This is a genomic window from Bacteroidota bacterium (assembly GCA_018266755.1).
Lineage (GTDB): Bacteria > Bacteroidota > Ignavibacteria > Palsa-1295 > Palsa-1295 > JAFDZW01.
The window spans coordinates 260,263-285,002 of record JAFDZW010000001.1 but is presented as its reverse complement, the minus strand read 5'-3'; the positions used below and the strand labels follow the sequence as shown (position 1 = coordinate 285,002).

The 24,740-nt window shown below is 54.5% G+C and carries 23 protein-coding genes and 3 tRNA genes; 11 read left to right on the top strand and 15 right to left on the bottom strand.

Annotated elements, in window-relative coordinates; translation table 11 throughout:
* The first annotated feature begins 196 nt into the window (after nucleotides 1-196).
* From JSS75_01140 to JSS75_01130, 3 genes are all read left to right on the top strand, one after another.
* A tRNA-Phe gene (locus JSS75_01140) sits at nucleotides 197-269 on the top strand.
* A 140-nt stretch (nucleotides 270-409) separates the two neighbouring features.
* The gene (locus JSS75_01135; protein ID MBS1902290.1) at nucleotides 410-2,140 is read left to right on the top strand and encodes an ABC transporter substrate-binding protein; all 1,731 of its coding nucleotides are present in this window, start codon (nucleotides 410-412) and stop codon (nucleotides 2,138-2,140) included.
* Between the two features lies 1 nt (nucleotide 2,141).
* Complete coding sequence (locus JSS75_01130) at nucleotides 2,142-3,521, top strand: aspartate kinase (protein MBS1902289.1); 1,380 nt, start codon at nucleotides 2,142-2,144, stop codon at nucleotides 3,519-3,521.
* Here JSS75_01130 and JSS75_01125 read toward each other — a convergent pair.
* From JSS75_01125 to JSS75_01115, 3 genes are read right to left on the bottom strand one after another with little or no spacing between them, the layout of a single operon-like run.
* A complete protein-coding gene (locus JSS75_01125; GenBank protein ID MBS1902288.1) occupies nucleotides 3,511-4,425 on the bottom strand; it encodes a hypothetical protein in 915 nt (304 codons plus the stop codon). The two genes, JSS75_01130 and JSS75_01125, sit on opposite strands and share 11 nt — an antisense overlap.
* Complete coding sequence (locus tag JSS75_01120; protein MBS1902287.1) at nucleotides 4,422-4,805, bottom strand: hypothetical protein; 384 nt, start codon at nucleotides 4,803-4,805, stop codon at nucleotides 4,422-4,424. The genes JSS75_01125 and JSS75_01120 overlap by 4 nt, the downstream gene beginning before the upstream one ends.
* A 7-nt stretch (nucleotides 4,806-4,812) precedes the next feature.
* Nucleotides 4,813-6,186, bottom strand: a complete 1,374-nt coding sequence (locus JSS75_01115; GenBank protein MBS1902286.1) for a DUF1446 domain-containing protein — start codon at nucleotides 6,184-6,186, stop codon at nucleotides 4,813-4,815.
* A gap of 194 nt (nucleotides 6,187-6,380) precedes the next feature.
* On the opposite strand from JSS75_01115, the gene JSS75_01110 reads away from it, so the two are divergent.
* Nucleotides 6,381-6,722, top strand: coding sequence for a DMT family protein (locus tag JSS75_01110; GenBank protein MBS1902285.1), 342 nt, complete (start codon nucleotides 6,381-6,383; stop codon nucleotides 6,720-6,722).
* A 155-nt stretch (nucleotides 6,723-6,877) separates the two neighbouring features.
* Here JSS75_01110 and JSS75_01105 read toward each other — a convergent pair whose 3' ends face one another.
* From JSS75_01105 to JSS75_01090, 4 genes are read right to left on the bottom strand one after another with little or no spacing between them, the layout of a single operon-like run.
* A complete protein-coding gene (locus JSS75_01105) occupies nucleotides 6,878-7,558 on the bottom strand; it encodes an aquaporin (protein MBS1902284.1) in 681 nt (226 codons plus the stop codon).
* Between the two features lie 41 nt (nucleotides 7,559-7,599).
* Complete coding sequence (locus JSS75_01100) at nucleotides 7,600-8,079, bottom strand: arsenate reductase ArsC (GenBank protein MBS1902283.1); 480 nt, start codon at nucleotides 8,077-8,079, stop codon at nucleotides 7,600-7,602.
* A 28-nt stretch (nucleotides 8,080-8,107) separates the two neighbouring features.
* Nucleotides 8,108-8,947 (bottom strand): arsenite methyltransferase, encoded by an 840-nt coding sequence (locus JSS75_01095; GenBank protein MBS1902282.1) that lies wholly within the window; start codon nucleotides 8,945-8,947, stop codon nucleotides 8,108-8,110.
* 39 nt (nucleotides 8,948-8,986) lie between these two features.
* Entirely contained in the window at nucleotides 8,987-9,319 is a 333-nt protein-coding gene (locus tag JSS75_01090) for a winged helix-turn-helix transcriptional regulator (GenBank protein ID MBS1902281.1), read from the bottom strand.
* A gap of 23 nt (nucleotides 9,320-9,342) precedes the next feature.
* Here JSS75_01090 and JSS75_01085 point away from each other — a divergent pair, with 23 nt between their 5' ends.
* Complete coding sequence (locus JSS75_01085) at nucleotides 9,343-10,353, top strand: carbohydrate kinase family protein (GenBank protein MBS1902280.1); 1,011 nt, start codon at nucleotides 9,343-9,345, stop codon at nucleotides 10,351-10,353.
* Nucleotides 10,354-10,495: 142 nt separating this feature from the next.
* Here JSS75_01085 and JSS75_01080 read toward each other — a convergent pair whose 3' ends face one another.
* Nucleotides 10,496-11,446, bottom strand: a complete 951-nt coding sequence (locus JSS75_01080) for a thiamine pyrophosphate-dependent dehydrogenase E1 component subunit alpha (GenBank protein MBS1902279.1) — start codon at nucleotides 11,444-11,446, stop codon at nucleotides 10,496-10,498.
* A 178-nt stretch (nucleotides 11,447-11,624) separates the two neighbouring features.
* Between JSS75_01080 and JSS75_01075 the strand changes: the two genes are divergently transcribed.
* A complete protein-coding gene (locus tag JSS75_01075; protein ID MBS1902278.1) occupies nucleotides 11,625-12,395 on the top strand; it encodes a hypothetical protein in 771 nt (256 codons plus the stop codon).
* Nucleotides 12,396-12,422: 27 nt separating this feature from the next.
* Here the strand turns inward: JSS75_01075 and JSS75_01070 are convergent, their stop codons facing one another.
* Nucleotides 12,423-13,622 (bottom strand): T9SS type A sorting domain-containing protein, encoded by a 1,200-nt coding sequence (locus tag JSS75_01070; GenBank protein ID MBS1902277.1) that lies wholly within the window; start codon nucleotides 13,620-13,622, stop codon nucleotides 12,423-12,425.
* 198 nt (nucleotides 13,623-13,820) lie between these two features.
* Between JSS75_01070 and ychF the strand changes: the two genes are divergently transcribed.
* From ychF to JSS75_01055, 3 genes are all read left to right on the top strand, one after another.
* A complete protein-coding gene (ychF, locus tag JSS75_01065) occupies nucleotides 13,821-14,921 on the top strand; it encodes a redox-regulated ATPase YchF (GenBank protein ID MBS1902276.1) in 1,101 nt (366 codons plus the stop codon).
* Nucleotides 14,922-15,039: 118 nt separating this feature from the next.
* The gene (locus JSS75_01060; protein MBS1902275.1) at nucleotides 15,040-15,660 is read left to right on the top strand and encodes a bifunctional (p)ppGpp synthetase/guanosine-3',5'-bis(diphosphate) 3'-pyrophosphohydrolase; all 621 of its coding nucleotides are present in this window, start codon (nucleotides 15,040-15,042) and stop codon (nucleotides 15,658-15,660) included.
* 286 nt (nucleotides 15,661-15,946) lie between these two features.
* Nucleotides 15,947-16,255 (top strand): transposase, encoded by a 309-nt coding sequence (locus JSS75_01055; protein MBS1902274.1) that lies wholly within the window; start codon nucleotides 15,947-15,949, stop codon nucleotides 16,253-16,255.
* A gap of 45 nt (nucleotides 16,256-16,300) precedes the next feature.
* On the opposite strand, the gene JSS75_01050 is transcribed toward JSS75_01055, so the two are convergent.
* The 3 genes from JSS75_01050 to JSS75_01040 all read right to left on the bottom strand — a co-directional run bounded on the left by JSS75_01050 (nucleotide 16,301) and on the right by JSS75_01040 (nucleotide 18,006).
* A complete protein-coding gene (locus tag JSS75_01050) occupies nucleotides 16,301-17,740 on the bottom strand; it encodes a glutamate--tRNA ligase (GenBank protein MBS1902273.1) in 1,440 nt (479 codons plus the stop codon).
* Nucleotides 17,741-17,786: 46 nt separating this feature from the next.
* Nucleotides 17,787-17,860 (bottom strand) — tRNA-His (locus JSS75_01045).
* Between the two features lie 72 nt (nucleotides 17,861-17,932).
* A tRNA-Arg gene (locus JSS75_01040) sits at nucleotides 17,933-18,006 on the bottom strand.
* A 270-nt stretch (nucleotides 18,007-18,276) separates the two neighbouring features.
* Here JSS75_01040 and JSS75_01035 point away from each other — a divergent pair.
* Complete coding sequence (locus JSS75_01035) at nucleotides 18,277-18,942, top strand: ABC transporter permease (protein MBS1902272.1); 666 nt, start codon at nucleotides 18,277-18,279, stop codon at nucleotides 18,940-18,942.
* A gap of 4 nt (nucleotides 18,943-18,946) precedes the next feature.
* Entirely contained in the window at nucleotides 18,947-19,675 is a 729-nt protein-coding gene (locus JSS75_01030; protein ID MBS1902271.1) for an ABC transporter ATP-binding protein, read from the top strand.
* Nucleotides 19,676-19,745: 70 nt separating this feature from the next.
* Here the strand turns inward: JSS75_01030 and JSS75_01025 are convergent, their stop codons facing one another.
* The 3 genes from JSS75_01025 to JSS75_01015 all read right to left on the bottom strand — a co-directional run bounded on the left by JSS75_01025 (nucleotide 19,746) and on the right by JSS75_01015 (nucleotide 24,611).
* Nucleotides 19,746-21,182 carry a hypothetical protein gene (locus tag JSS75_01025; protein MBS1902270.1) on the bottom strand — a complete coding sequence of 479 codons (1,437 nt, stop codon included), beginning with the start codon at nucleotides 21,180-21,182 and terminating at the stop codon, nucleotides 19,746-19,748.
* A gap of 18 nt (nucleotides 21,183-21,200) precedes the next feature.
* On the bottom strand, nucleotides 21,201-22,919 hold the full coding sequence (locus JSS75_01020) for a hypothetical protein (GenBank protein MBS1902269.1): 1,719 nt from the start codon (nucleotides 22,917-22,919) through the stop codon (nucleotides 21,201-21,203).
* A gap of 63 nt (nucleotides 22,920-22,982) precedes the next feature.
* A complete protein-coding gene (locus JSS75_01015) occupies nucleotides 22,983-24,611 on the bottom strand; it encodes a hypothetical protein (GenBank protein MBS1902268.1) in 1,629 nt (542 codons plus the stop codon).
* Between the last annotated feature and the right edge of the window lie 129 nt (nucleotides 24,612-24,740).

Sequence of the window (24,740 nt, the reverse complement as noted above, 5' to 3'; positions counted from 1 at the left end):
AAGACCTCGTTCGGTCTGTGGTAATCCAATCCAGTTTGTACTGTTCGGAATAGGCATCGGTAGTACCTCTCAGGAAGGGATACACCCCCCATTTGGACAATTGTGTTGCGCATCCCTTGTTCGATGGAAGCGTGCCCGTGCTGATTTCTGAAACTCCCCTGCCGCCATTGGGTGTTGTGTGTGCTCGCTTTTGGTCGGTCAGGTAGCTCAGTCGGTAGAGCAAAGGACTGAAAATCCTTGTGTCGGGGGTTCGATTCCCTCCCTGACCACACAGTTTGCTGGTGAGATTATACTTGTAGTTGATTACAGAATGCCTCGCACTGCGAGGCATTCGCGTGTGAGGCCCACCCGTAATGTTTCCCGGCTGGATGTCGTTACAAGGCGGATGTTTTTCTCCAGTTCATCGTCTATGAAATCGTTACTGACTGCGATCGCGATCGTTGCCATCGCAACCGTGTTCGTATCGTGCAAAAAAGAAAGCGGTGCTTCGATGCGCCCTGCAGCCGGCGGGAAGAAGTACGGTGGCCGATACACTATTAACGAGATCCGCGGCAATCCGTCGAGTCTCGACCCGGTGCGTATGAACTCCAAGGTCGAGGACGACATCGCGACGAACATCTACGACCATCTCGTCGATAACAGCGCAACGCTGCTCGTCGAACCGGAGCTCGCCAAGAGCTGGGAGATTTCTGCCGACGCCAAGACCTATACCTTCCATCTTCGCACCGACGCGTACTTTCACGACGATCCCTGCTTCCCGAACGGCAAAGGCCGCAAGTTTACGGCTGCCGATGCAAAGTATTCGCTCGAACGTGTCTGCGACCCCAAGACGCTCACGAGCGGCTATTGGATCTTTCAAGGAATTGTCGAAGGCGCAGACGATTACTTCAACCGTGACTCGCTCGCGAAGCTCGGCAAGAACATTACCGGTGTCAGCGGCTTCGAGGCAACGAACGATTCGACATTCGTCGTGCATCTCGTCCGCCCGTTCGCGCCGTTCCTCGAGCACTTGACGACGAGTTTTGGCTTCATCATTGCACGCGAAGCTGTCGAGAAATACGGCAAGGATCTCTTCCAGCATCCTGTCGGCACCGGCGCCTTCGTGTTCGTCTCATGGAAGCCGGACGAGGAAATTCTGCTTAAGCGCAATCCGCATTACTGGCAGAAGGACTCCGCAGGTAATCAGCTCCCATTGCTCGACGAAGTCCGTTTCACGATGATCAAAGACGACAAGACGCTCTTCGCGAATTTCGACCGAGGCACACAAGACGAGGACATCACGCTCCCGACCGAGTCGTTTCAACAGATCGTCACACCGGACAAGACGCTGACAGCAGAGTACACGAAGAAAGGCTACCAGCTTCAGCACGTCACCGCGATGAACTCGTTCTTCATCGACATCTTGTGCACGAGCCCGCAATACTCGAACATGGCCTTGCGCCGCGCGATGAGTTTTGCCGTCGATCGCGAACGAATCGTGAAGTATGTCCTGAAGAACATGCCGCACAGCGCTGCGCACAACTTCATCGTCCCGCCGGCATTCTCCAGCTACCCGATTTCGGAGGTACATGGCATCGCGTTCAATTCCGACAGCGCCCACTACTGGCTGAAGGCCGCTGGATATGGGGATGGAAAGCCGCTCACGATTAAACTTGCGGTGTACAACGAACCGAGCCAGATGCAGATTGCACAGGCGATTCAGGAAATGTGGAAGGTAAACCTGGGCGCTGCGGTAGAGTTGCAGGTCATGCAGAGCGGGCAGTTGCTCGACGAATCGGAGGACGGCAAGCTCGATGTATGGGTCACTCGCTGGTACGCCGATTATCCCGAGATCGAGAATTTCCTGAATCTCGTCTATGGCCGCCTCGTCCCGCCGAGTGCGACGATGAAAAGCTATCCCAATAGTACCCGGTGGAACAGCGAGGCCTTTAATAAGCCATTCGCCGAAGCTCTGCAGACAACCGACGACACGAAACGCCTGAAGCTATATGCAGAGGCCGAGAATGCCGCTGCGTACGAAGCGCCGTGTATTCCGCTCTTCTACCAGGAACACTATCGCTTGTTGCAGGCTTGGGTCCGCGACAATCCGCTCGACCCGATGAACAGAATCGACTTGATGTACGTGTGGTTGGATAAGTAAGATGGGAAGTATCGTCGTCCAGAAATTCGGTGGCACCTCGGTGCAGGATGCGGCCGCGATGCGCCGCGTGATGGATATTGTTTCGAAGCATGGCATCAAGCGGAACATCCGTCCGCTGGTTGTGCTCTCGGCATGCGCCGGAGTGACGAACGCACTTATCCGTATCGGCGAGCTTGCCTTGCTGAAGAAATTCGACGAGGCGCACAAGGTAATTTCTGAGCTTGACGAGCGCCACTTCACGATTCTTCACGACCTCGATCTTTCCACTCGTGGTGAACAGGAAGCAGCATTACAGCTTCGGTTCATCTGGCGCGAACTTCGTACGCTCGTCCGCGGCATCGAGCTCCTCGGAGAACTCACGCCGAAGATGAAGGACAAACTCGTCAGCGCCGGCGAACGCGCTTCTACCACAATTTTTGCACAAGCCTACGGCGAACATCTCGGCCACCGGAATATCCCCGTCCAGTTCTGCGACGCCCGAGAATTCTTTCTGACCGACTCTGCCTTCACCGCCGCCCGCCCTCAAACTACAGAGATCGCAAAGCGGATGAAACCGCTCGCGAAGAAAATGTCATCGGGCGGCGTCTGTGTGACGCAAGGCTTTATCGGCGCGAACAAACGTGGCGAGACGACGACGATCGGTCGCGGCGGTTCGGATTTCTCCGCGTCGATCATGGGCGTAGCCGTTGCAGCAAAAGAGATACAAATCTGGACCGATGTTGCCGGTATTTATACGTGCGATCCGCGCATCGTACCCGAAGCATACGCTCAGGAAATCGTGAACTTTACCGATGCATCGACAATGGCGTTCTATGGTGCAAAAGTATTGCACCCTGAAACGATCGGACCCGCCGTCGAATCTGGAATTCCGGTGCGAGTACTCTCGTCGAAAGAGCCTGATCGTGTCGGAACGACGATCGTGCTTTCAACAGCCGAAGCCGAGGCAATTACGGGTATCGCGATCAAACGCGGCGTCACACTCTTGCAGGTACGCTCCGGTGATTTGGTCCCAACCTCTGCAACCCTGCCGCTTGTCTTCGATGCACTCAACGATCTGAAGGTCATCCCGCTTGCCACGAGCATTTCGTTTGACAACACGATGCTCGTGCTTGACACCGCAGCCGAAGCGCAGGCAATCTCAACGGCGCTGGCTTCCATTGCCTTGACCGAAATCGACCAGAAACGCGCACTGATCACGCTGGTCGGGCATGGCCTGGAACATTCGGCAGGCGTTGCCGCGCGGCTCTTCGGCGCTGTCAAGAAAATGAATTGCGAGATGATCTCCTACGGCGGGGCACAGAATGCGATCTCAGTTGTTGTTGCCGACCAGGACCTCGAACAAACCGTCCGCCGGATCCACAAAGAATTCTTCAGTAGTTGAAGACCCGAATATTCACCGTCGGCATTGTTGTCGCCGACACATTCGACATCACAAAATTCGAATCGCGAACGATCTTCCTCGTCCGATCGAAGCGTAAGAGTGTCATCTGCGTCGGACCGAGTTTACCGACGTCATTCCCGTATAAATCTGGCTCCAGCGTAACGATGATACTTCCGGTCGGAACGTTCATCGCATGACGTCCGTCGCCGCCCGGGAATGCGAGGTTATCACCCACCGGATAGCTATCGTGTCCCGATGCCTGGGTGAACATTCCATAATAGATTAGTTGGTCGGGCGAGTAGTTCGAATCGACCGCCCAGAGTCCGTACTTCCACGGGCTCGTCAGCGCAGGCAATGCACTCAGCGACGGCAGATACTTTGCGCCGTCGTACGACGTGAGGTAAAACTCTTTGGTATAGGCTGTCGGGTCGGGCAATGTGGAGGTAAACACTAAATTAGCAGCCATGCCCGAGAAGTCGCCGATCGCAGATGCATCGAGCGAAGCACGCATCGTGTCGGTGCCGCTAAACGTACCGCGGAGAACAATCGTCGTCGGTTCCGTCCCAATAGTACGTTCGAGCGAGATCACCGCTTCCGAAAGATCGCCGAGCGTTCTGGAGGAATCGAGTATACTCGTGTTGGTCATCTGGTCGCCAAGCAGATAATAACTGAACGAGATCGTATCGACCGAGCGCCAGCCTGTGTCGCCATTGTATTTGAACCAGAGAACGTAGTGTTCACCACTGCGCGGCGCATGCAAATGTGTCGCATTCAGAAAGACACCCTGACCATGTTTCTGGCCGCCCGTGGTGCCATTCGATGACGTCGAATCCGACGATTTGCCGCAGCCAAACCACCCGAGGACGCCGACCGTAAGAATGATGATGAATGAGCGTTGTCTCATTTCCCCTTTTTCTTAGCAACACGCTTCGCGGCCGAAGGTTTCGCCTTCGGAGCCTTCAGAAGCGCAGGCGGGACGTCGATCTCGAGGCGAAGCATCGCCGCAGCAAGTGTCTTCCCTTGCGCATCGTGCTTCAAGCTCACCGTACCGCCACCGCCGAGAGTGTTGTGCAGGAGGAAGTTCAGCGCCCAAAGGTTCGGAAGCTCGTACCGATCGACCGCTCCAAGGCAAATGCCTTTGAAGTGCTTCTTGACCACAGCGGCAGTCACCTTCGACTTGATCAGCGGATAGAACCGCTCTTCACGAGCGATCAACCCGACATTTGCCGCATCGCCTTTATCGCCGCTACGGGCGTGGCAGATCTGGAGTAGTTGGACTTTCATACTTTGCTTATGCTTCTTCAACGATGACTCTCGGCATTACTGCCGTCTTCTTCAGCAGCGCCGGCCAGTAGGCGACGACATCGCTCGGCTTCGGGCGACCACCGGCAAATCCTGTGACCGATGGCGGGCCGGTCAGGATGAGCGGAGCCAGATTCTTGCCGAACTCGACGATCGAGCGTTTGTCATGTCCGCGAACGCCGAACTTCACGACCACTTCTTCTACATCCGCTTCGGATGTCGGTGTCAAGGGTCCGTGACAGGAGTTATAACCAAGGAATTCCGTGCGCATCTCATCGAATGTACAACCGGCCTTCTCGAGGCGCGCACGTAAAATTTTGTCGGCAACCTTCGCCTTGTCCATCGCGTCGGGCCAGGTGTATGTCAGCGTACCCGATGCCGAGAAACCGTCGTTATAGGACATCGACACTTTATAAAAGTCCGTCGCCGGCTTTCCTTTGATGCTATGGACAAGCACACGGTCCTTGCCGAGATCGCGAAGTTGGATCGACGTAAAATCAGCAACACAGTCTGGGGTGATATACTCCCTCGGATCGCCGATCTCATAGAGCAACTGCTCGGCGACCGTCTGACGCGACACTTTGCCGCCTGTCCCCGGATGTTTCGTGATTACGAAGTCGCCGTTCTCGTAGGCTTCGGCAATCGGAAAACCGATATTCGCAAAATCTTTGACCGACTTCCAGTCGGCGCTGAAATTACCGCCCGACGATTGTGCACCGCATTCGAGGATGTGTCCGGCAACGGTACCTGCTGCGATCTTGTCCCAATCCTCAGGGCTCCAACCGAACTCATGGATCATTGGGGCGAGCGTGAGTCCGGTATCGGTCGTGCGCCCGGTGATTACGATCTGCGCACCTTTGCGCAACGCTTCGACAATCGGCATCGCACCGAAGTACACGTTCGCGCTCAGAACTTGCTTCCGGACTCCTTTGAGCTTCTCACCCGTCTCCATATTCTTCAGGTCGTGACCTGCCGAGAGGAGATGGTCGAGTGAGTCGAGAATATTATCGCCAAGAACGATGCCGACCTTGATCTTGATGCCGCGCTTGCGTGCAGCGGCAAAGATCGCGTCGCGGCATGCTTCGGGATTTACGCCACCACCATTGGTAATGACCTTGATCCCCTTCTTGGCAATATCCGGCAGGATCGTATCGATAACCTCGACAAGATCCTTCGCATACCCCGCGTTCGGATCGCGAAGTTTTTGTTTTTGCATGATGGACATCGTTACCTCGGCGAGGTAATCCATCATCATATAATCGATCGGGGAATCCTTGGATGCGCGGCGAACCTGATCGATCGGCGCGCTGGGCAGATCACCCCAAAACCCCTGCCCGGATGCGATACGAATGGTATGCTTCATATTGTCACGTACAACAAAGGGTGGTAGGATTTTGTCAACGGAAAGTGTGGGGGCGGCCAGTAGTCAGTAGTCAGTAGTCAGTAGTCAGGTAAGAGCAGTGTCATTGTATTTCCTGGCTACTGGCTACTGACTACTCCGCAGGAACTGCCCCAGCATACAACCGTTTACTCACCCCATAGACGAATCACCACCCAATGCGCTTTCTTCCGATCATTCTTCTCGCCATTTCGAATGCGTTTATGACCATTGCCTGGTACGGACATCTCAAGTTTACGAGCAAGCCGCTTTGGCTCGTGGTCCTTGCAAGCTGGGCGATCGCATTCTTCGAATATTGTTTTCAGGTCCCCGCAAACAGGCTGGGATATGAATCGGGTAACTTCACGGCAACGCAACTCAAGATCGTCGCCGAAGTATTCTCGCTTACGGCATTCCTCATCTTCTCGTTCACCTATCTCGGCGAACCGATCAAATGGAATTATGTCGTGAGCTTTGTGCTCGTCCTTGGGGCTGTGGTGTTTGCGTTTGCGTTCAAATAGATCCGGTTCGAAACAGCATTACGTGTCATTGCGAGTAGTCCGCTTGCGGACGACGAAGCAATCTGAAATGTTTAGGCGCGGTCGCGAACGTTACTATTTTAGATTGCTTCGTCGCGTTGCGCGCTTCCTCGCAATAAAAGTGAACATCCTCGGACTCACAGCACTTTCATATCCGCCTTCACCGCAGATTCTAACAATGTCGTTCGCTTCAGTACCGGCAGTGTGAGCAACATGCCGACTATCGGAGCAAGCGTATAGAGCCACATCCACTCCATCCCGCCGCCGATCAATGCCGGGCCCAATGAGCGCGCCGGATTCATCGAACAGCCGGTATACGGTCCTGTGATAATCGCCGCAATAAATACATACACGGCGATCGCAAGTGCAGCCGTATTGAGTGTGAATTTCTTCGCAACGGTATATTCGATGACGACCATCAAGGCGAACGAGATGACGACCTCGATGAGAAAGACCGACACGATCGGCAGGTTCGGAAGCGTCTGCCCGAGTGTCTTGATTGTCGGGCAATAGTCCCGAAGCACACTACTCGCCACAACCGCACCGATCGTCTGCGCGGCAATCCGGAGCCCAGCTTCACTGACTGGCATCTTCTCCTTGATCGCTACCGTGATCGTGACGGCCGGATTAAAATGTCCCTTCCCGATTCGCTCGGCAAACCAGATCGCAAGATAGACCGCAAGTCCCCATGCGGCACACACGCCAATGTGCGTCACTTCCCCGCTCGTAATTTCATTGAGCATCATCGAGCCGGTACCGATCACGACAAGAATGAACGTGCCGACGATCTCGGCAAGAGAAGTGCGAATATGCTGCATTGTCCGGGTGGTAGATTCTCGACAGGGACAGAGAGAAAGAGCTACTGAAGTCCGATGTTTCGCACTGCCTGTGCGTACTCGAACTCGTTCATTGCCGATTCGGGCAGCGCGAGAAATAACCGAATCCTTCGTTCGATATCTGTCGCTACCTGCCGGAAGAACCGCTGTTTCGCTTCTTCCGTCCCTTCGAAGTGAGCAGGATCTTCGAAGCCCCAGTGCGCGGAGATCGGACGCCCGGGAAATGTCGGGCAGGCTTCTCGCGCATTATCGCAAACGGTGATGATGATATTCCACGGATCGCCGAGATATTGGTCGAGCGATTTCGATACGTTGCGTGAAATGTCAACCCCCATGTGGCGCATCGTCTCGATGGCCATCGGATGGACATATCCTGCCGGGTTTGAACCTGCGCTATATGCTTCGAATCGGTCACCGGCGAGTTTGTTCATCAGACCTTCCGCCATTTGACTACGGCATGAGTTACCGGTGCACAGAAATAGAATTCGTTTCTTGGTCGTCATGGAGTGGGTGGAATGAATATTTAGATCGTTAATTGCAACAGGAACCTACGCAGCAAGCGCCTTCGGGCTTCTGGGCATATACGGTGATGCTTCGAATGCTTGCCGTTTCGCCGCCGAACGAGGCAATCTCTTCGGGACTCAAGTGCTTGGACAAAATATCGTTCGGAATGATAATCGGTTTGTCCTTCTGGATCGTGATGTTCGTAAAGCCGTTCGCGGTGATCAGACGCAGATACTCATCCATCTGGATCGCTCCGGCGACGCAACCGGCATACATCTCAGCATCGGTGCGCAGAGCATCGGGAAGCTCACCCGAGAGCACGACATCCGAGATGCTGAAATGTCCGCCAGGTTTGAGAATGCGATGGATCTCCTTGAAGACGCCATCTTTGTTGGGCACGAGATTAAGCACACAGTTGCTGAGGACTACATCGGCGACGTTCGCCGTCAGCGGAATATGTTCAATGTCGCCTTTGCGGAATTCGACATTCCAGAAGCCGAGCTTCTCTGCGTTCTCGCGGGCTTTCGTGATCATCGCCGGGGTAAAGTCGATTCCGACGACTCGGCCGTTCTCCCCCGCAAGCGCGCGAGCGACAAAACAATCATTTCCTGCACCGGAGCCAAGATCGACGACCGTGTCACCCTGTTTTATACGTGCGAACTGCGTCGGGATTCCGCAGCCAAGACCGAGATCGGCGTCGGCGTTATAACCGGCAAGCGAGGTGTAGTCCTCGCTCATGATGTTATATACTTCTGTCGAGCAACCGCCTGCGCCACAGCAGGAGGACTGGTTCGTCTCCTTGTCCTGCAAGGCTATCTCTGCATACTTCTCACGAACCAGATCTTTCAAGGCTTCTGATGTTTCCATACTCTCTTCTCCTGATGACATCAATTTCAAATCTACTTCTTAGCAGCATGCACCGCTTGTCTCAACGAAGGCCTCGAAGAACTCCGAAAGCAGTGCCTTCGCTTCGGCCCATGCCGATTCGTTGATGCAGTAACAGACCCTGACCCCTTCGATATCGCCTTTGATCAGCCCGGCATCTTTGAGCTCTTTGAGATGCTGTGATACCGTGCTCTGCGAGATCGGTAGTTCGTCTACGATATCCCCGCAGATGCATGCCTGCCGAGAGACGAGCAGCCGAAGGATCGCCACGCGCGCCGGATGACCGAGCGCTTTCGCATATCGGGCTACGCGGTTGTCCGCGTCGGTGAATTCACTTGTCTTACTCGCTCCCATACAGCATATATCGTAATATTACGATGAATAGTTTCACTGCACAGAAATCTCTTCTCGCAACGAAGCCGAAGTGGCGGCTGTTGGCTGACCTCATGAAACGAATCGGTATCATCGGGGCGCCGTGCATTGACGAGATCATTGCGCCGAACGGACAACTGCTCGAGCGGCAACTTGGCGGAGTACTCTACTCGTGGGCGGCGGCGGAACGCATCATTCGAGAATCGAAACTTGATGTACAGATCGTCCCGCTGACGTTCGTCTCGATTCCTGATGCTGAGTACCTGCAGGAGTTCATGAGTGAGCTGACGCATTTTGACTTTTCAGCTGCACCGCGCACCTACGATGCGCTGAGTAATCGTGTCAAGCTCCGGTACCACGAGGACAATTCCCGATCCGAATTCTGCGCAAGCATCTTGCCGGAGTTGAAGCCAGAGCATTTGCCGGCGGACATGCTTGCGTCGCTCGACGGACTCTTTGTCAACATGATCTCGGGCTTCGATATCTCCGTCGAGACCCTCAAGTACATTCGCGCAAATACCCAGGCATACATTCATCTCGACATACATGCACTGGTGCTTGGGCCGTTGTCGAAAGACCCTGCAGTGCCGCGCATTCCGCGTGGCGTTGCGTCGTGGAGAGAATGGATGACAAACGTCGATTCGGCGCAACTCAACGAGATGGAATCCGATTGGTTCGGCGTGCCCGATACGACGAGCGAAATGGAGTTGCTGACCGAAATACGAGCGCTCAACGCTCAGCACGGCTCACCGAAGACGGTGATCATCACCCGCGCAGAGCGAGGAGCAACGGCATTCGACTTTGGTGCAACGAAGATCTGGAACAAGACGCCAAGCACAAAGCCGATTGAGAATACCACCGGGTCCGGGGACGTCTTCGGTGCAGTCTATGCGATCAGCAAGACACTCGGCACGTCCGAAGAACAATCGTTGTGGCAGGCGGAAGAGTTGGCAGGGTGGAATGCGGGATTGAGATCGTTGCGGGAAATATTGACGGCGGAGTTGAAGGTGGGGTAACCTAATGAATGTCATTGCGAGGAAGCGCGAAGCGCAACGAAGCAATCTAAACTCCTAAGGACGGGGACTACACTCGCAGATTCTAGATTGCTTCGTCGTCCGCACGCGGACTTCTCGCAATGACACGTACTAGACCGGCGTCTCAGACAAATACGCCCTTCAACGCTTCTTCAGGATCGGGCGGAGGTAAAGTATTGGCGTATGCTACCGCCTCTTCGATCTCGGATTTGCAGCTCACTTCAAGTGTCACAATCTCTGAGTCCGCGATCCCTCGCGAAATCATCAGCGCTAGTGTCTTCGTCATCGGGTCTTTCTTTTTCCACTCTTCGAGCTGTTCCTTCGGGACGTATTCGGCCGCATCGTGTTCGGCGTGGCCGCGCATGCGCATGGTCACAGATTCGATGAGCGTTGGGCCCTTCCCTGCTCGTGCGTGCTCGACGGCGCGGCTCGTGACATCGAACACCGCTTCGAGATCAGTGCCATCCACAGTTTCGCCAGGAATGCCGTAGCCGATCGCCCTATCTGAATATCTCGGATTCCTCGACTGCACCTTCACGGGGGTCGAGTAAGCGTATTGATTATTCTCGATCACCAGAATGAACGGCAAGTCCATCGTCGAGGCCATCATCAGTCCTTCGTGCACCTCACCAACCGACGCGCCACCGTCACCGATGTAATTGAGCACGACACGATCGTTCTTCTTCATTTTCTGCGCGAGTGCTGCACCTGCGGCCACTGGTACCATCGCGCCGAGATGCGAGACGTTGCCGTAAATGCCGCGCTCTGGTGCTGCGAAATGTCCCGTACCGTCCGTGCCGCGGGTCATCGCTCCTGTTCGGAAGAGGAAGTTGATCGCCATTTCCTGCGGAGTCATACCACGAACAAAGTGGGCCCCGCTATCGCGGTGCATCGGGAAGATGATATCACCTTCGCCGAGGGCCATCGCGGTTCCGACGCTTGTCGCTTCGTTGCCGATCTGTGAGTACACGCCGCCAACAATCTTCGATTGCCGGTACAGATTGATCAGCGCGTTGTCGAACTCACGCGCATAGAGCATGTGGCGATAGGCAGTGAGTAATTGGTCGTTGGTCATGCGAATGAGCTAACAAGCGCCGCAGGGGGGTGGTTGCTCGTTCGTCGGGTCACGGATTCGGGCACTTTTGCGATTCCCTGAGTATTTACTCGGTACAGACCAACCGGTAGCAGACGACCGGTTCGCCATCCGAATCTCCCCGTCCAAGGCACAACCATTATCTTATGGGAGGGAGCGTATGAAACACAGCTATTGTATGTGCGGCGTCGCGATTCTTTCGGCCGCATCATTCCTTGTTTCCTGTCAATCGTCGACGGCGCCGACAACCAACAACGACAACAATAATAACAACGGCGGCACCTACAAAGCCAGCGGCACAATATCGCTTGTGGTGCATAGCGGCGGGTCGGGGACACTCGATCAGGGAAATGGGTTCGTCAATACAAAGACGGACGTCTCGAGATCGAGTCTGGTCATTTCCTGCGGCCAAGTGAGCGCCTCGGGAGGCGATAAGTCATTTCAGTGGCAGGATGCTACACTGAGCGGATCGGCAAGCGAGGCTATGTACGAAGTGGCGAAGTACCCCTGCACCAACGGCGATGGCACCAACTACGACACGACCATCCACTCCTTCAATAGCTCGAACGACGGCATCCAGCCGGCAGGCGCGCAGCTGATCGTCAACGGGAACACCTATGGCATCACTGCGACCGGGGCTTGGACCGGACAACCGATGCACGTCTATACTTCCGAACTCGACGGCTGCGGATCGGGCCAGTTCACCAGTCACGAAGGTATGGCGATCAGCGTCCCGTTCGAGGCATACTTCAGTCCGTTCTTCGGCGGTGCACAGGGATCATTAGCCGGTACGATCGATCCGGCGAACCCCAACCAGATCACGGGTACGCTGCATGGTACGGTACCGATCACGCTGTACACCAACGGCAACAACTCGATCACGACCCCACTGGATGTCGTGATCTCGTGGTCGTTCACGCTCACGCAGTGACGACGGCTACCGATGGTCAATTTCCTACTACTGCTTTAGCACTGAGACTGCGACCGAGCTGGATTCGGTTGAAAGCACTACTCGGTAGAGCCCTGGACGGAGACCTGATACGTTCAGCGATGGATCGCCCGCAGCAGTAGTATGAACGGAGGTTTGGAGCAAGCTGCGTCCTAACATGTCGATGACCTCGACTTTATAGAACGTATTGGCTTCAAGGTGTGCGAAGGATAGCCTGTCAAAGACTGGCTGTGGGTAAGACATGACGGTAGCAGAAGTCGTCTGAGAGTTTGAAACGGCGGCGTCGGGAGCTACGAAAGAATACCAATCGGCAAGTAGTCCACTGCTGTAGTTGAACCCGCTTCCCATGTATGCCGTATCTCCAAGCACCGACACGCTAGGGGCAGCCCTGCCCGGCCCAGGCAAGTCTGACAACTTCTGCCAACTGCTCTTTGCCGTGTCATAGGTGTACATGTCTTTGTATACGGCCGTGTAGTTACTTTGCCCCAAACCAACATATCCTCGGCCACCAATTGCGAAGGCTGCCGCTTGTGATCGTGCTGCACCTGGGAAATCCGGTAACGCCGTCCACTGGTCAAAACTCGGATCGTATTGATAGAAGTCACTTAATTCGGTCTTTCCTTCTCCGCCCATCAGGTAGCCATATTTGCCAATACTGAACATGGCTGGGTATCCACGCGCGTCTACAGGAAGATCGCGCTTCGGTGACCAATCGTCAGCAACAGGATCGTACTGGTAGAATTCTGAATAGTTAAAGTTCTTATCCCCTCCGCCACCGACATAAGCCTTGCCATTTACGACAAAAACACCCGAACCAGCAAAGGCACCGTGTGGGAAATCGGCCTTCTGAGTCCAACTGTCGGTAGCTGGATCATATTCCCAAAGATCCTTCTTAAAGACTAAGGTTTGATCTCCGTCTGTACCCAGGCCTACGTAGCCTTTGCTGCCGATAGAGAACCCAATGCCAAACGTCCGGGCTGTGTCGACCCCGGGAATATCCGCTTTTCTTATCCAAACATTTAAATGCTGATCGTACTGGAAGAAAGTCTTTACAAATCCGCCACCACAATACAGTCTGTCACCGATCGAGAATGAAACGTAGCCATAATTTGCGGCACCAGGCAAGGAAGCAATCTTCTTGTACGTCTGTCCATACGATGTCGTCCATAGGACCAGTAAACTACAGAGAGTGATAGAGTACCTTTTCATAGTGATGTAGATGAATGGTGGCGCATGAATAGTCTTCCTACAGATGTCGATAGGGCATAGTTCCCTACGATCAGTGCCCGGAATGGGCCCGAAATCGCAAAGGCTGCCATGATTCTACCGACAGCCACGAATCGGAAGTCTCGGAACGAAACCAGACCCCCAGCCCTTCTAAGGGCACAATTTTCCAGAAAAGAACTCATGGGCTTACAGTGTGGTATCGTCGGCTTGCCGAACGTCGGGAAATCGACCCTGTTTAATGCAATCACATCCACGAACCTCGCGGCGGCGGCGAATTACCCGTTCTGCACGATCGAGCCGAATACGGGCGTCGTGGCGGTCCCGGATGGCCGCCTGAAGGTCCTAACGCAGATCGCCGAGCCGGACAAGGAAGTCCCGGCAACCATCGAGTTCGTCGACATCGCCGGCCTCGTCAAAGGCGCGGCGCAGGGTGAAGGCCTGGGCAACCAATTCCTCTCGCATATTCGCGATGTCGATGCAATCCTGCACGTCGTCCGGTGCTTCGACGATTCTAACATTATCCATGTCGATGGCTCGGTCAACCCGAAGCGCGACATCGAGATCATCGACGCAGAATTGATCTTCAAAGACCTCGAAACGGTTGAGAAGAAACTCGACGGCGCGGCTCGCAAGGCCAAGACAGGCGACCCCAAAGCAAAGGCAGAGACAGATTTTTACGAGCGAGTCAAGAAGTCGCTCGAATCGAGTAAACTGGCTCGTACCTTCCCGATCGAGAACGACGACGAGGCGATGTGGATGCGCGATATGCACCTGATCACACGCAAACCGATCATGTACATTGCCAATACCGATGAGGCAGGGCTCGCGAACGGAAATGCATATATCGATACCGTCCGTGAGATCGCCAACGCCGAAGGCGCTAACATTGTCCCGATCTGCGCGAAGATCGAGTGTGAGCTTGCAGAACTTCCGCCCGACGAGCGTCAGGCCTTCCTCGAAGAACTTGGAATGAAGGAGCCTGGCTTGAACGTGATCGTGCGCTCGGCGTACGATCTACTTGGTCTGCAGACGTACTTCACTGTTGGCAAACAGGAAGTCCGCGCCTGGACGGTACGCAAGGGTGCAAAGGCGCCCGAAGCCGCCGGTGTCATCCATACCGATTTCGAAAAAGGCTTCATCCGCGCAGAAGTGATGAAATACGACGACTTTGTTCGCCTAAAGACCGAAGCTGCGATGAGAGATGCAGGCTTGCTACGCTCCGAAGGCCGAGATTACACTGTCGCCGACGGGGACATCATGCACTTCCGATTCAATGTATGACCTGTTAGTAGCCAGTAGCCTGTAGTTAGACCGTTAGACGATAGTATTTCCGACTACCGGCTACTGAATACTGACTACTGCCCCAGCCCCTGGCGCAACATGTTGTATCTTTGTAGGAGTGCATCTTGAGGAATTCAAATACAACCAGACCTACCTCAAGCGCTCCGAAATGGAGATGCTCCTGTTGGAGCGTGGTTTTGCGGCAACCGATGTGAATCTCGCCGTCGGCGCCTATGATATGGCCGAAAGCGTCCACGAAGGCCAGAAGCGACACGACGGTACTCCCTACTTCTGGCACCCCAGCCGCGTCGCAAAGATCGTGATCCTGGAGCTGGAGATCAAAGATATTCAGGTCATCTGCGCAGCACTGTTACACGACGTGCTCGAGGATTCACTAGTAATCACCGGCGACGTCATCAAGTACAACTTCGGCGAATATTGCAGCCAACTGGTGCAACTACTGACGAAAGATATCAAAGCCGAAGGCATGATGCGCGAGATGCTCGAGAAAGAGTATGTCGACCGCATCAAAGCCGCCAGCGTCGATGCCAAGATCCTCAAGCTCTGCGACCGTCTTGACTCCTTCCGCTGCCTCGCCTTCAACGTCAAGAAGAACCCCATCAAGTACATTATCGAGACAACGAAGTTCTATTTCCCGCTCGGCCAAGGCAGCGGCGATGCGCGATTAGAATACCTGATCAAAGAATTGCAGGCGGCGAGGAATAAGTTTTTGGGGTAACTACCCCGTGTTTCGTAGGGTCGAGGCATGCCTCGACCGCCTTTCGTCAACATGAGATGCGATGGAACAGCGATATCCTCAACGGAAGTCCCCGAGACTCCAACACTACAATTATCAGCGACCTGGGACATACTTTGTCACCGTGTGTTCGCACAAAAAGAAGCCGCGCTTTTGCACCATAGAGCCTTTCTGTGTCCGGTTGTTACCGATCGGCGAAGCCATTGAGATCGCTTGGCATTCATTGCCAACACACTTCCCAACCATTCGACTGGACTCGTTCGTGGTCATGCCAAATCATATTCACGGCTTGATCCATATCGACACATGGGATGGCACCGAATCGCCTGAAGATAGTCGAGGGCATGGGTCAAGAAGCGCATCGCTCTCTTCCATCGTCGGGTCATTGAAATCCGCTGCCTCGAAGATCTACCGCCAAGCACAGAGGAGCGGAAGCGATGAGATAGTCTGGCAAAGGGGATTCTACGAACGGATCGTCAGAGACGAACAAGAGTTGCTCGCAGCCAGGCGCTACATTGAGGAGAATCCGCAACGGTGGCGGGACGATCCGATGTACGCCACCGAGCAGCAGTGCTAGACGGAAGAACGGGCGAGGCATGCCTCGCCCCTACGATGAAGGATGCTAATCTAGATTCGCCAGTGCATACTCGATCCTACTGCACACCTCCGCTTGCCCGATGGTTTCGAGCATCTCGAAGAGGCTTGGGCCCATACCGACGCCGCTAGAAGCGAGCCGCAATGGATGGATGAGTTTGCCTGCCGATATGCCGTTTGCTTCGGCGTATGAACGTACCGTCTGCTCGATGGCTGTGTGGGTCCACTCGGGGAGTGCCTTGAGCGTCGGCAGGATATCCGCAAGCCGCTGCTTGGCCTCGGCATTCCAGTTCTTCGCGCGCGACTTCTCATCGAACTCTGTCGGAGCCATGAAGAAGTAGGAAGCAAAGTCCACAAAGTCGTTGACCGAGCGCACACGCTCGAGCATCAGCGCGATTACCTTGGAAAGATACTCATCGGAAACGGCATAGCCGCGCGCCGCAGCAAGCGGCCTCACGAGTGCGAGCAGATCCGCAGGTGATTTCTTGCGGATGTACTCCGCGTTCATCCAATCGAGCTTTTCGCGGCCGAAGACCGCACCGCCCTTATTGACCTTCTCAAGATCAAAAGCAGCGATCAGCTCCTGCATGGAATAAATCTCCTGCGTATCGGACGGATTCCAACCGAGCAGTGCGACGAAGTTCACCAGTGCATCGGGCAAGTATCCCTGGGCCTTAAAATCCTCGACGGCAACATCACCCTGACGCTTCGAAAGTTTGCTGCGATCGGGATTGAGCAAGAGCGCCAGATGCGCGAACGCCGGCATCTCGCTCTCCCAGCCAAACGCACGATAGAGCAGGATGTGCTTGGGAGTGGACGACAGCCACTCCTCGCCACGGATCACGTGCGTGATCTTCATGTGGCGGTCGTCGACGACGTTGGCAAGATGATACGTCGGGAAGCCGTCGGACTTTAGGAGGACCTGATCGTCGATCGTCTTCGTCTCGAAGCTCACCTCGCCTCTGACGATATCGTTGAACGTGATCGTTTCGCCGAGCGGGACTCGCAGGCGCACCACATGCTTCTCGCCTGCATCGAGCTTTGCGTTGACCTCATCGGCGCTGAGATTGCGGCAATGACGGTCATACATTGGCGGCTGGCCGGAGGCCTGCATCTCTTTTCGAACCTGATCGAGACGCTCCGACGAGCAGAAGCAATAATATGCCTTGCCCTTCTCTACGAGCTCCTCCGCATGCTTTCGATACAGATCCGTGCGCTCACTCTGGGTGTATGAGCCGTACTCGCCACCCTGCACCGGTCCTTCGTCGAAGGAGATGCCGGCCCAATCCATGGTGCGCAGCAAGTTCTCGACTGCACCTTCGACATAGCGCGTCTGGTCAGTATCCTCGATGCGGAGAATATTGACGCCATTATGATGACGAGCGAACAGGTAATTGTACAACGCGGTCCGAAGCGAACCGACGTGTACAAATCCGGTCGGAGATGGAGCAAAGCGTACGCGTACCATGGTAATATATGAAAAAGCCTTCGAAACTCGAAGGCTGATTTCGTTGGGCGAGATATGGGTTTCGAACCCATGACCTCCAGAGCCACATTCTGGCGCTCTAACCTACTGAGCTAATCCCGCCGTATCAAATCGCAGATGTAAATAGGATAAACAGACACATGCCCATTCTCACTCTTTACATTTCTATTCCCGCATGCCCGGTTGGACTCGAACCAACGACCCTCAGCTTAGAAGGCTGATGCTCTATCCAGCTGAGCTACGGGCACAGCACTTGTCTGTTACAGAACAAGGACTGGAAAAACGCCTCCGGGCTGCAACAAGTTCAACCGAAGCCGTATATCCCGATATCTTATTGAAAATGCGAAGATAAATGCGTCCCGGAGGTGTTACACCCTCCAAGAATCGTTGTCATATACGCGCAAACTGGCCCCTTGAACAACCCGATCCGTTATATCGGCAGAAAGACCATCGGATTCCTCGAGGAATTTGGTGATGTCTCGCGCCTGCTCGGGCGAACATATTCGTTCGTCCCGCGCATGGGCCGCGACCGCCGTTTGCTCCTGAAGCAAATGGAGCATATCGGGGTCGGTTCGCTGCCACTCGTGCTTGTCATCGGGTTCTTCACCGGAATGGTCAGCGCATGGCAGGCGGCATACCAATTTAAGGGACTCATTAGCTTTACGCTCATTGGCGGCACGGTCTCACGAGCAATCTTCATCGAACTCGGCCCGGTGCTGGCGGCAATTGTGATCGCAGGTCGTGTCGGCGCATCGATCGCCGCCGAACTCGGGACGATGAAAGTGACCGAACAGATCGACGCGCTCGAAAGCCTCGGCATCAGCCCGATCCGCTATCTCTCCACGCCTCGCGTGGTCGCTGCGACACTCATGGTACCGATCCTGACGATCTTCGCGAATATGATCGCGCTGATCGGCGCGGTTGTCGTCTCGAACTTCTTTCTCGGACTGACGAACAAGACGTTCTTCGATAGCGTCCGGCAGTACTTCCATGTGAAGGACGTACTTGCCGGGGTATTCAAGTCGGTCTTTTTTGGGAATGTCACCGCTCTGATCGGCGTCCATGTCGGCTTGAAAACAAGCGGCGGTGCCGAGGGCGTCGGCAATTCCAGCATCCGGGCGTTTGTGCTTGCTGCTGCGTCCATATTGATTCTTGACTACGTCCTCTGGACGATCATCTTCTGAACGTATGATCGAGATCCGTAACCTCAAGAAGTCGTTCGGCGAGCGCCACGTGCTCCGGGGAGTATCGTTCACGGTCCACGACGGCGAAACGGTGGCGATCATCGGTCAGTCGGGCTGCGGGAAGAGCGTACTGCTGAAGCTGATCGTCGGCTTGCTCGAGCCCGACGCGGGCGATGTGGTGGTCGATGGAATCAACACTGCCGTAGCCCCGGAGGGTGTACTCTATCCCCTGCGACGTCAGATCGGCTTCCTGTTCCAGTCCGCTGCGCTCTTCGATTCGATGACCGTCTACGAGAACGTGGTACTCGGCCTGTGGGAGCAGGGCGAACGCGACGAACAAAAGCTGCGCCAGCTTGCGACGGAGAAACTGGAGTTAGTAGGTCTTGGCGGCATTCTCGATCACAAACCCTCCGAGCTTTCGGGGGGCATGCGCAAACGCGTCGGGTTGGCCAGAGCGCTCGCCATGAACCCAAAGTATATCTTCTACGACGAACCGACAACCGGGCTCGATCCCGTCACAAGCGATCAGATCGACGACCTGATCCTGAGCGTCACGAATCGCTACAAGGCCACAAACCTGATTATTACGCACGACCTCTTTACCGTCGAGCGGATTGCAAAACGAGTTATCTTTTTATACGAAGGCCTCGTATATTTCGACGGCACTCCGGGTGAACTGCAAACCTCGTCGGACACAGTGATTAAGCAGTTTATCGAACGCTATGTGCACTGAGAAAACCATACCTCTATAAACGAAGAACGCGCCGATCGGCGCGTTCTTCGTTTGAGAGTAATGGTCTCTCTTAGAAGTTCAGGTGCAGCACCGGCGAGATCATCACGAAATCGCTCCACTCCCACTTTTCCGGATCGCGACCGACGACTGCGGCATACTTCGCTTCGATATCGAGCCAGCTAAAGATCTGGATAAAACCGTCAGCCATGAGCTCGTTCATATACTGAACACTCACGCCCCAATCGTATCCATCACTGCCGCCGTGGTTATAGCCGAGCTTCACAACCGGATCGAAACGATCGATGGTCTTCGCCTGCACGATATCAAGATACCCAGGAGTACCAACCGTCGTACCCTTCTGGCCGATCGTGATCGCATTGATACGATGCGTTCCAAGACCGAGCTGAACGTAGCCACCCCTGAGCGAACCGCTCGTGAGTCCGTAGGTCGCCCACACGTGGCCACTTAGACCAAGATAATACAAGCTATCCTTTTTCAGGCCCGGCGTGGTCGGCGTGAATGAGCCGTAGTCCGTGCGGTACTGACGATCGGTCGTCGCACGCAGCGAGAGCGTCGTGATCGACGGATTGAAGGCTTCGTAGAACTCGCCGCCCACGCTAAAGCGACCGGCGTCCTTGTCCTTCGAAATCTCAATCGCTTGCTGAAGCTCAGCATGGAAGCCCTGCGTTCCTTCGAGCTTACGCTGCTTGATGTTCAAGCCACCGTTGATATTAAACGGTGTAATACCTGCTTCGCCAAGCTGGAAATTGAGGCCAAGGCGGACATCCGTCATCTCCTTGCGGATGAGACCCTCGACGCCGACATTACCTGCCTGCCAGAACGGGAAGCCGACGTAGTCGTTACCGACGGTCATGCCAAAACCGAAGCCCGACTTGAAAACAATTTCGCCACCGAAGAGCGACGCATTCACAAGAGCGTACTGGATCTTCGACTGCGACGTCGGAGAAGAAACCAATGTATACTCGAAATCCGATCGGTTGTTGATCTTATTATAGAGATCTTCGCCAAGGAGTTTGCGGATCGTCGGATCGCCGTAAATGCCGACGGATTGAATAATGATACGCAAAATCTGCATATCACTATTTCCTTGCAAGTACGCATCCTTCGAGAGCGGCTTTTGCGTGACCATCAGATCGGCATCCGTGCTGGCTGAGATTGGGTACCCTGCCTTACGCAATGCGGAGATCACGCGGCTTCGCACACCACGATCGGTGATGATGAACTGAATCAGCTCATTTTGCCGGGCGGTGTCGATCGATTGGATCGCCGACATAATGTTCTTCAGCGCACGATTCTCTTCCTGAGCGGATCTGTACTCATCCTGCCAGCTCACTTGCTGCGAGTTGGTCTGCGTCGTCGTGCCACCCTGTTGTGAACCAGGCTGTGCATGGACACTTCGGACGACACAGAAGAACGCGACAACGGCTACGGCCGAACGCACTACTTGCTTCATACCAAACTTTCCGGAGTTGTGATTGCGTACCATCGGTGCTGCTCCTTTCGCTTAGAAATAGAACCGTGGTGTGATCGAGAAGAACGACTGCGGCTCCCATGCCTTCGCATCGCGAATCAGCGGTGAGCTATAGTTGAGCTCGATGCGGAAGTGGTCCTGGATCAACTCGATCCAGCCACCGAACATGAACTCATGATCGTATCCGGCACTGAGGCCGAACTTTGAATTCTTGTGGTTGACATACTCAACCATGAAGTGCGGCGAGACCGGCGCCGAGACACGCTTGAGGTCCTGCACCTTGTCAACCTGGTCGGGCGTGAAGAGCGGCTGATCGCCCGGACGGTTGCGCGTGTAATCGTAGCCGGTGCCCTTCGGCAACATCGACTGCTCGACGTTCAAAATACCGATACCGGCAGACACCTGCAAGAAGTTATTGAGATCGAGCTGCAAGATCGTCGGGATGTAGAGCTGTGCGACCACCGTCGTGCGGTAGAACGTACGCGAAGCAGGGATGACCGTGTCCTTCCCCGCAAGGGTTGTGAACGCGACATCGCTCTTGCCAGCAGTGCTCCATGTATCGTTGAGAATGCTCGAGTTCGAACCGCCGCCCGGCATGATCGAAAGCTTCAATGCCAACGGCAGATTGAATGCACTGAAGAAGTCGATTCCTGCGAAATACGCATCGAGCGAGCCGCCCCAGCTACCGCTCAGGCGGCGTGCCGGGAACGTGAAGGCATCCTTGTTGCCAAAATCAAGCGGGAATACCAGACCGAGCTTCACATTGCTTTCGCTGCCGATCTGGTTCTTCATGTTGATCCAGAAACGGGCTTCACCGGTGCTCCAGAACGGCAAGCCAACTTCGCTATGCCCAAGTTCCAACTCCAGCGACAACTGCTTGGTCACGTTGACCCATAGGTGATTGATTGACAGATCGACCAGTTTTTCGTAGCGTGAAGCACGCTGTAGGAACGACGACTGCTCGGGCAATGCGGTCGTTGCTTCCGGGTCGATAAGCGGAATATCTTGTTGTGCTCCGCCTGTAGTATCATTCGGATTGACGGCCGGCGCGGCAAATGCTTCTTGTGATGTGGGGAGCCCCAGCACGCGGCGCTGTTCGTCCTGCATTCCAACCTTCGAATAGAACTGGCTGAACATGCGATTGTACATATACCGTACGCGCGAATCCTTCACAAGCTGCGCGCCGTGCGGGATGATCTCGCCCGGGAGTTCAACGAACTCTCCGCCAATGGAATTGATATTGTCAAGCAGGGTCTTGTTCTGCACCAAATATTTTACGAGTGCCTTCCCCTTGAACGGAAACGGCACCGGCTGAGAATTATCTTCATCACCGCCGCCGAACGCATCCAAGACCGATGTCTTTCTCTTGCCCTTCGTCTTCTCCTTGCGAATACCCATCGCGAGGATATGGAACGGCTGAACGCGATCGGTACCAGGGATTGGGGCAGAGAACATATAGATATCGGTGATATCTACCTCGTCCGGCTTGAGGTTGAAGGGCTCCTTCTGCAAGGCATCCTTCAATTGTCCATAGAGCTCGGGATCGGTAATCTTCCATTGAACGACATTCGTGTATGCGTAGGACCCGCCCTGGTCATCGAGCGAGCTCAGCACACGGTACATACGATCGTTCTGTTTTTGAAGTGCGCGCACCGAATCAACCAATGGCTGAGCGAACGAGCTCTGCACTGTAGCAAATACAAGTGCAATAGCACAGAACAATGCAACCTTCGCGTTTCGGCGGTATGTCATAGTGTTGCGATTCACATCAATTCTAATTTTCATCAACTTTTCCATGATCGGTTGTGCTGGGGATCAACGGCCGAATCCATGTTTCGGCGGCATCAACGTAACGGTACGAGTGAGCGTACCTCCTCCGGCACGATCGGTGATCGTTACTTTGACCGCCTTACCTTTCGCCGGGATGTTCGCCGGGAACTTTGCGACGCGCAGGCTATACTCAAACTGTGTTCCGGTCTTTGATGCTTTCGTATCGAAGACACCTCCTTCGGATTGGACATCCAAGTCTCCACCTGCATCGGTATAGTGGCCCTCGATTCCATATCCGCAGAGAATCTTTACCGAGCGGACATCCGGGGTAATGTTCGGAGGAGTGATTTTGGCAAGGAACGGCGGCGCAGCGATGGCGAATTCATCATGTCGGAGCTCCACCCAGTTCTTCATGAATGGTGACTTGAAGTTGATGGTCACACCAAGCTTCTTGCCTTCCATTTCCATGAAGGTCGGAGTGAATTCGTAGGTTGGCTCCGGCACATCTTTGAAGCTGGCGCCATCAAGCGTAAGGTGCAATTGATACGAGCCGTTCAACTCCTCATATTTGCCATTGATGCTAAACGGCACCTTTGTATACGGGCTGACCACCGTCTTGCCATTGTCGTCAACATACGTTGGCGAGTACATTGCCGTATCGCCAGCAACCGGACGGAGCGCATGCACCGTGACGCTGAACGAACTCATGCCGACATCCTTCGCACCGCCACCGCGGTTGGCTTGGCCCTTGAAGTGAACAGTATAGTTCTGTCCGATCTCCGTTGAAGCGGGTTTGTAGATCCAGTACCATAAGGTGTCAATCTTCTGGAATTCACCTGGTCCGTCGATCTTCGTAATGCTTACGCCCTTAATATCGGCGCCTTCGATCTTGATCGGGTTCGGCAGCTCGATACCAGGGAACGCAACAAAGTCAGCAAGCTGAGGCAATACCTGTAGCTGGTCTGTTACCTTCGCTTCCGGACGCTTGACGTTCACGACGAACTCGTTATTACCGAGGTTCGTCGAGAAGTTACTATAATTACCCGTCAACAACGAGTCGATAAATCCTTTGAGTGCGACGTTCTCGGTGATATTATTCTTCACTTCTTCCAACTCGCCCACCGTCAGGTGAACGGCGCCGATCTTGACGGTATCGTCCGCGCTGTGACTTTGCGCCACACCGACGATCTGGTTCGTACGGGCATTGAAACGAAGCTTATAGACGCCCTCACCGAACGTCGGCTTGAACTTATACTTAAAGATATAATCCTGTCCCATCTGCACACGAGGGAAGATCGACGTGTCGTGGGTCATTTCGATCGAATCCATCTTCGTATCGTTGCGAAGGATGGTCAGCGAAAGATCGTTGACGGAGTCGCGGGCCGGATCCGAAACGCGAACCTTGACCGAGAACTCACGTTCCGGCTCTTTCGGATCGCCGAGCGTCATGGACTGATCGGAGGTGGACGACACACTCGTCTGCGAACCACGAAGGGCGTTAATGATCGTCTCGGCGATCAATTGAATACGCTTGTTCTTGCGAACGAGTGCTTCCTTCTCGCGCTTGAGCTCCTCTTCAGCATCGTCGCGTTCGACGATGATGATCAGCAGTTCGAGCAGAACTGCGAGGTAGAGAATGAAGTATACTTTTCCGCCGCCGCCATGACCTGCCATAGCTCTGTTCCTTCAGTAAGCTTAGTTAGACACAACAACGACCGACCCTGTGTGCATATATGGTTCGATCGTCATATTTCGTACACTTTGTTAACTATGTCCGCCACACGGGCGGGCCGTATCCCTTGA

Coding starts and splice junctions, on each gene's coding strand:
- JSS75_01110 (MBS1902285.1), top strand. CDS start 6,381: ATGCGCTTTCTTCCGATCATTCTTCTCGCCATTTCGAATGCGTTTATG.
- JSS75_01015 (MBS1902268.1), bottom strand. CDS start 24,611: ATGGCAGGTCATGGCGGCGGCGGAAAAGTATACTTCATTCTCTACCTC.
- JSS75_01070 (MBS1902277.1), bottom strand. CDS start 13,622: ATGAAAAGGTACTCTATCACTCTCTGTAGTTTACTGGTCCTATGGACG.
- JSS75_01120 (MBS1902287.1), bottom strand. CDS start 4,805: ATGAAAGTCCAACTACTCCAGATCTGCCACGCCCGTAGCGGCGATAAA.
- JSS75_01125 (MBS1902288.1), bottom strand. CDS start 4,425: ATGAGACAACGCTCATTCATCATCATTCTTACGGTCGGCGTCCTCGGG.
- JSS75_01095 (MBS1902282.1), bottom strand. CDS start 8,947: ATGGAAACATCAGAAGCCTTGAAAGATCTGGTTCGTGAGAAGTATGCA.
- JSS75_01055 (MBS1902274.1), top strand. CDS start 15,947: ATGCCAAATCATATTCACGGCTTGATCCATATCGACACATGGGATGGC.
- JSS75_01035 (MBS1902272.1), top strand. CDS start 18,277: ATGGGCCGCGACCGCCGTTTGCTCCTGAAGCAAATGGAGCATATCGGG.
- JSS75_01130 (MBS1902289.1), top strand. CDS start 2,142: ATGGGAAGTATCGTCGTCCAGAAATTCGGTGGCACCTCGGTGCAGGAT.
- JSS75_01090 (MBS1902281.1), bottom strand. CDS start 9,319: ATGGGAGCGAGTAAGACAAGTGAATTCACCGACGCGGACAACCGCGTA.
- JSS75_01075 (MBS1902278.1), top strand. CDS start 11,625: ATGAAACACAGCTATTGTATGTGCGGCGTCGCGATTCTTTCGGCCGCA.
- JSS75_01085 (MBS1902280.1), top strand. CDS start 9,343: ATGAATAGTTTCACTGCACAGAAATCTCTTCTCGCAACGAAGCCGAAG.
- JSS75_01100 (MBS1902283.1), bottom strand. CDS start 8,079: ATGACGACCAAGAAACGAATTCTATTTCTGTGCACCGGTAACTCATGC.
- JSS75_01135 (MBS1902290.1), top strand. CDS start 410: ATGAAATCGTTACTGACTGCGATCGCGATCGTTGCCATCGCAACCGTG.
- JSS75_01050 (MBS1902273.1), bottom strand. CDS start 17,740: ATGGTACGCGTACGCTTTGCTCCATCTCCGACCGGATTTGTACACGTC.
- JSS75_01105 (MBS1902284.1), bottom strand. CDS start 7,558: ATGCAGCATATTCGCACTTCTCTTGCCGAGATCGTCGGCACGTTCATT.
- JSS75_01115 (MBS1902286.1), bottom strand. CDS start 6,186: ATGAAGCATACCATTCGTATCGCATCCGGGCAGGGGTTTTGGGGTGAT.
- JSS75_01080 (MBS1902279.1), bottom strand. CDS start 11,446: ATGACCAACGACCAATTACTCACTGCCTATCGCCACATGCTCTATGCG.
- ychF (MBS1902276.1), top strand. CDS start 13,821: ATGGGCTTACAGTGTGGTATCGTCGGCTTGCCGAACGTCGGGAAATCG.
- JSS75_01020 (MBS1902269.1), bottom strand. CDS start 22,919: ATGACATACCGCCGAAACGCGAAGGTTGCATTGTTCTGTGCTATTGCA.
- JSS75_01030 (MBS1902271.1), top strand. CDS start 18,947: ATGATCGAGATCCGTAACCTCAAGAAGTCGTTCGGCGAGCGCCACGTG.
- JSS75_01025 (MBS1902270.1), bottom strand. CDS start 21,182: ATGGTACGCAATCACAACTCCGGAAAGTTTGGTATGAAGCAAGTAGTG.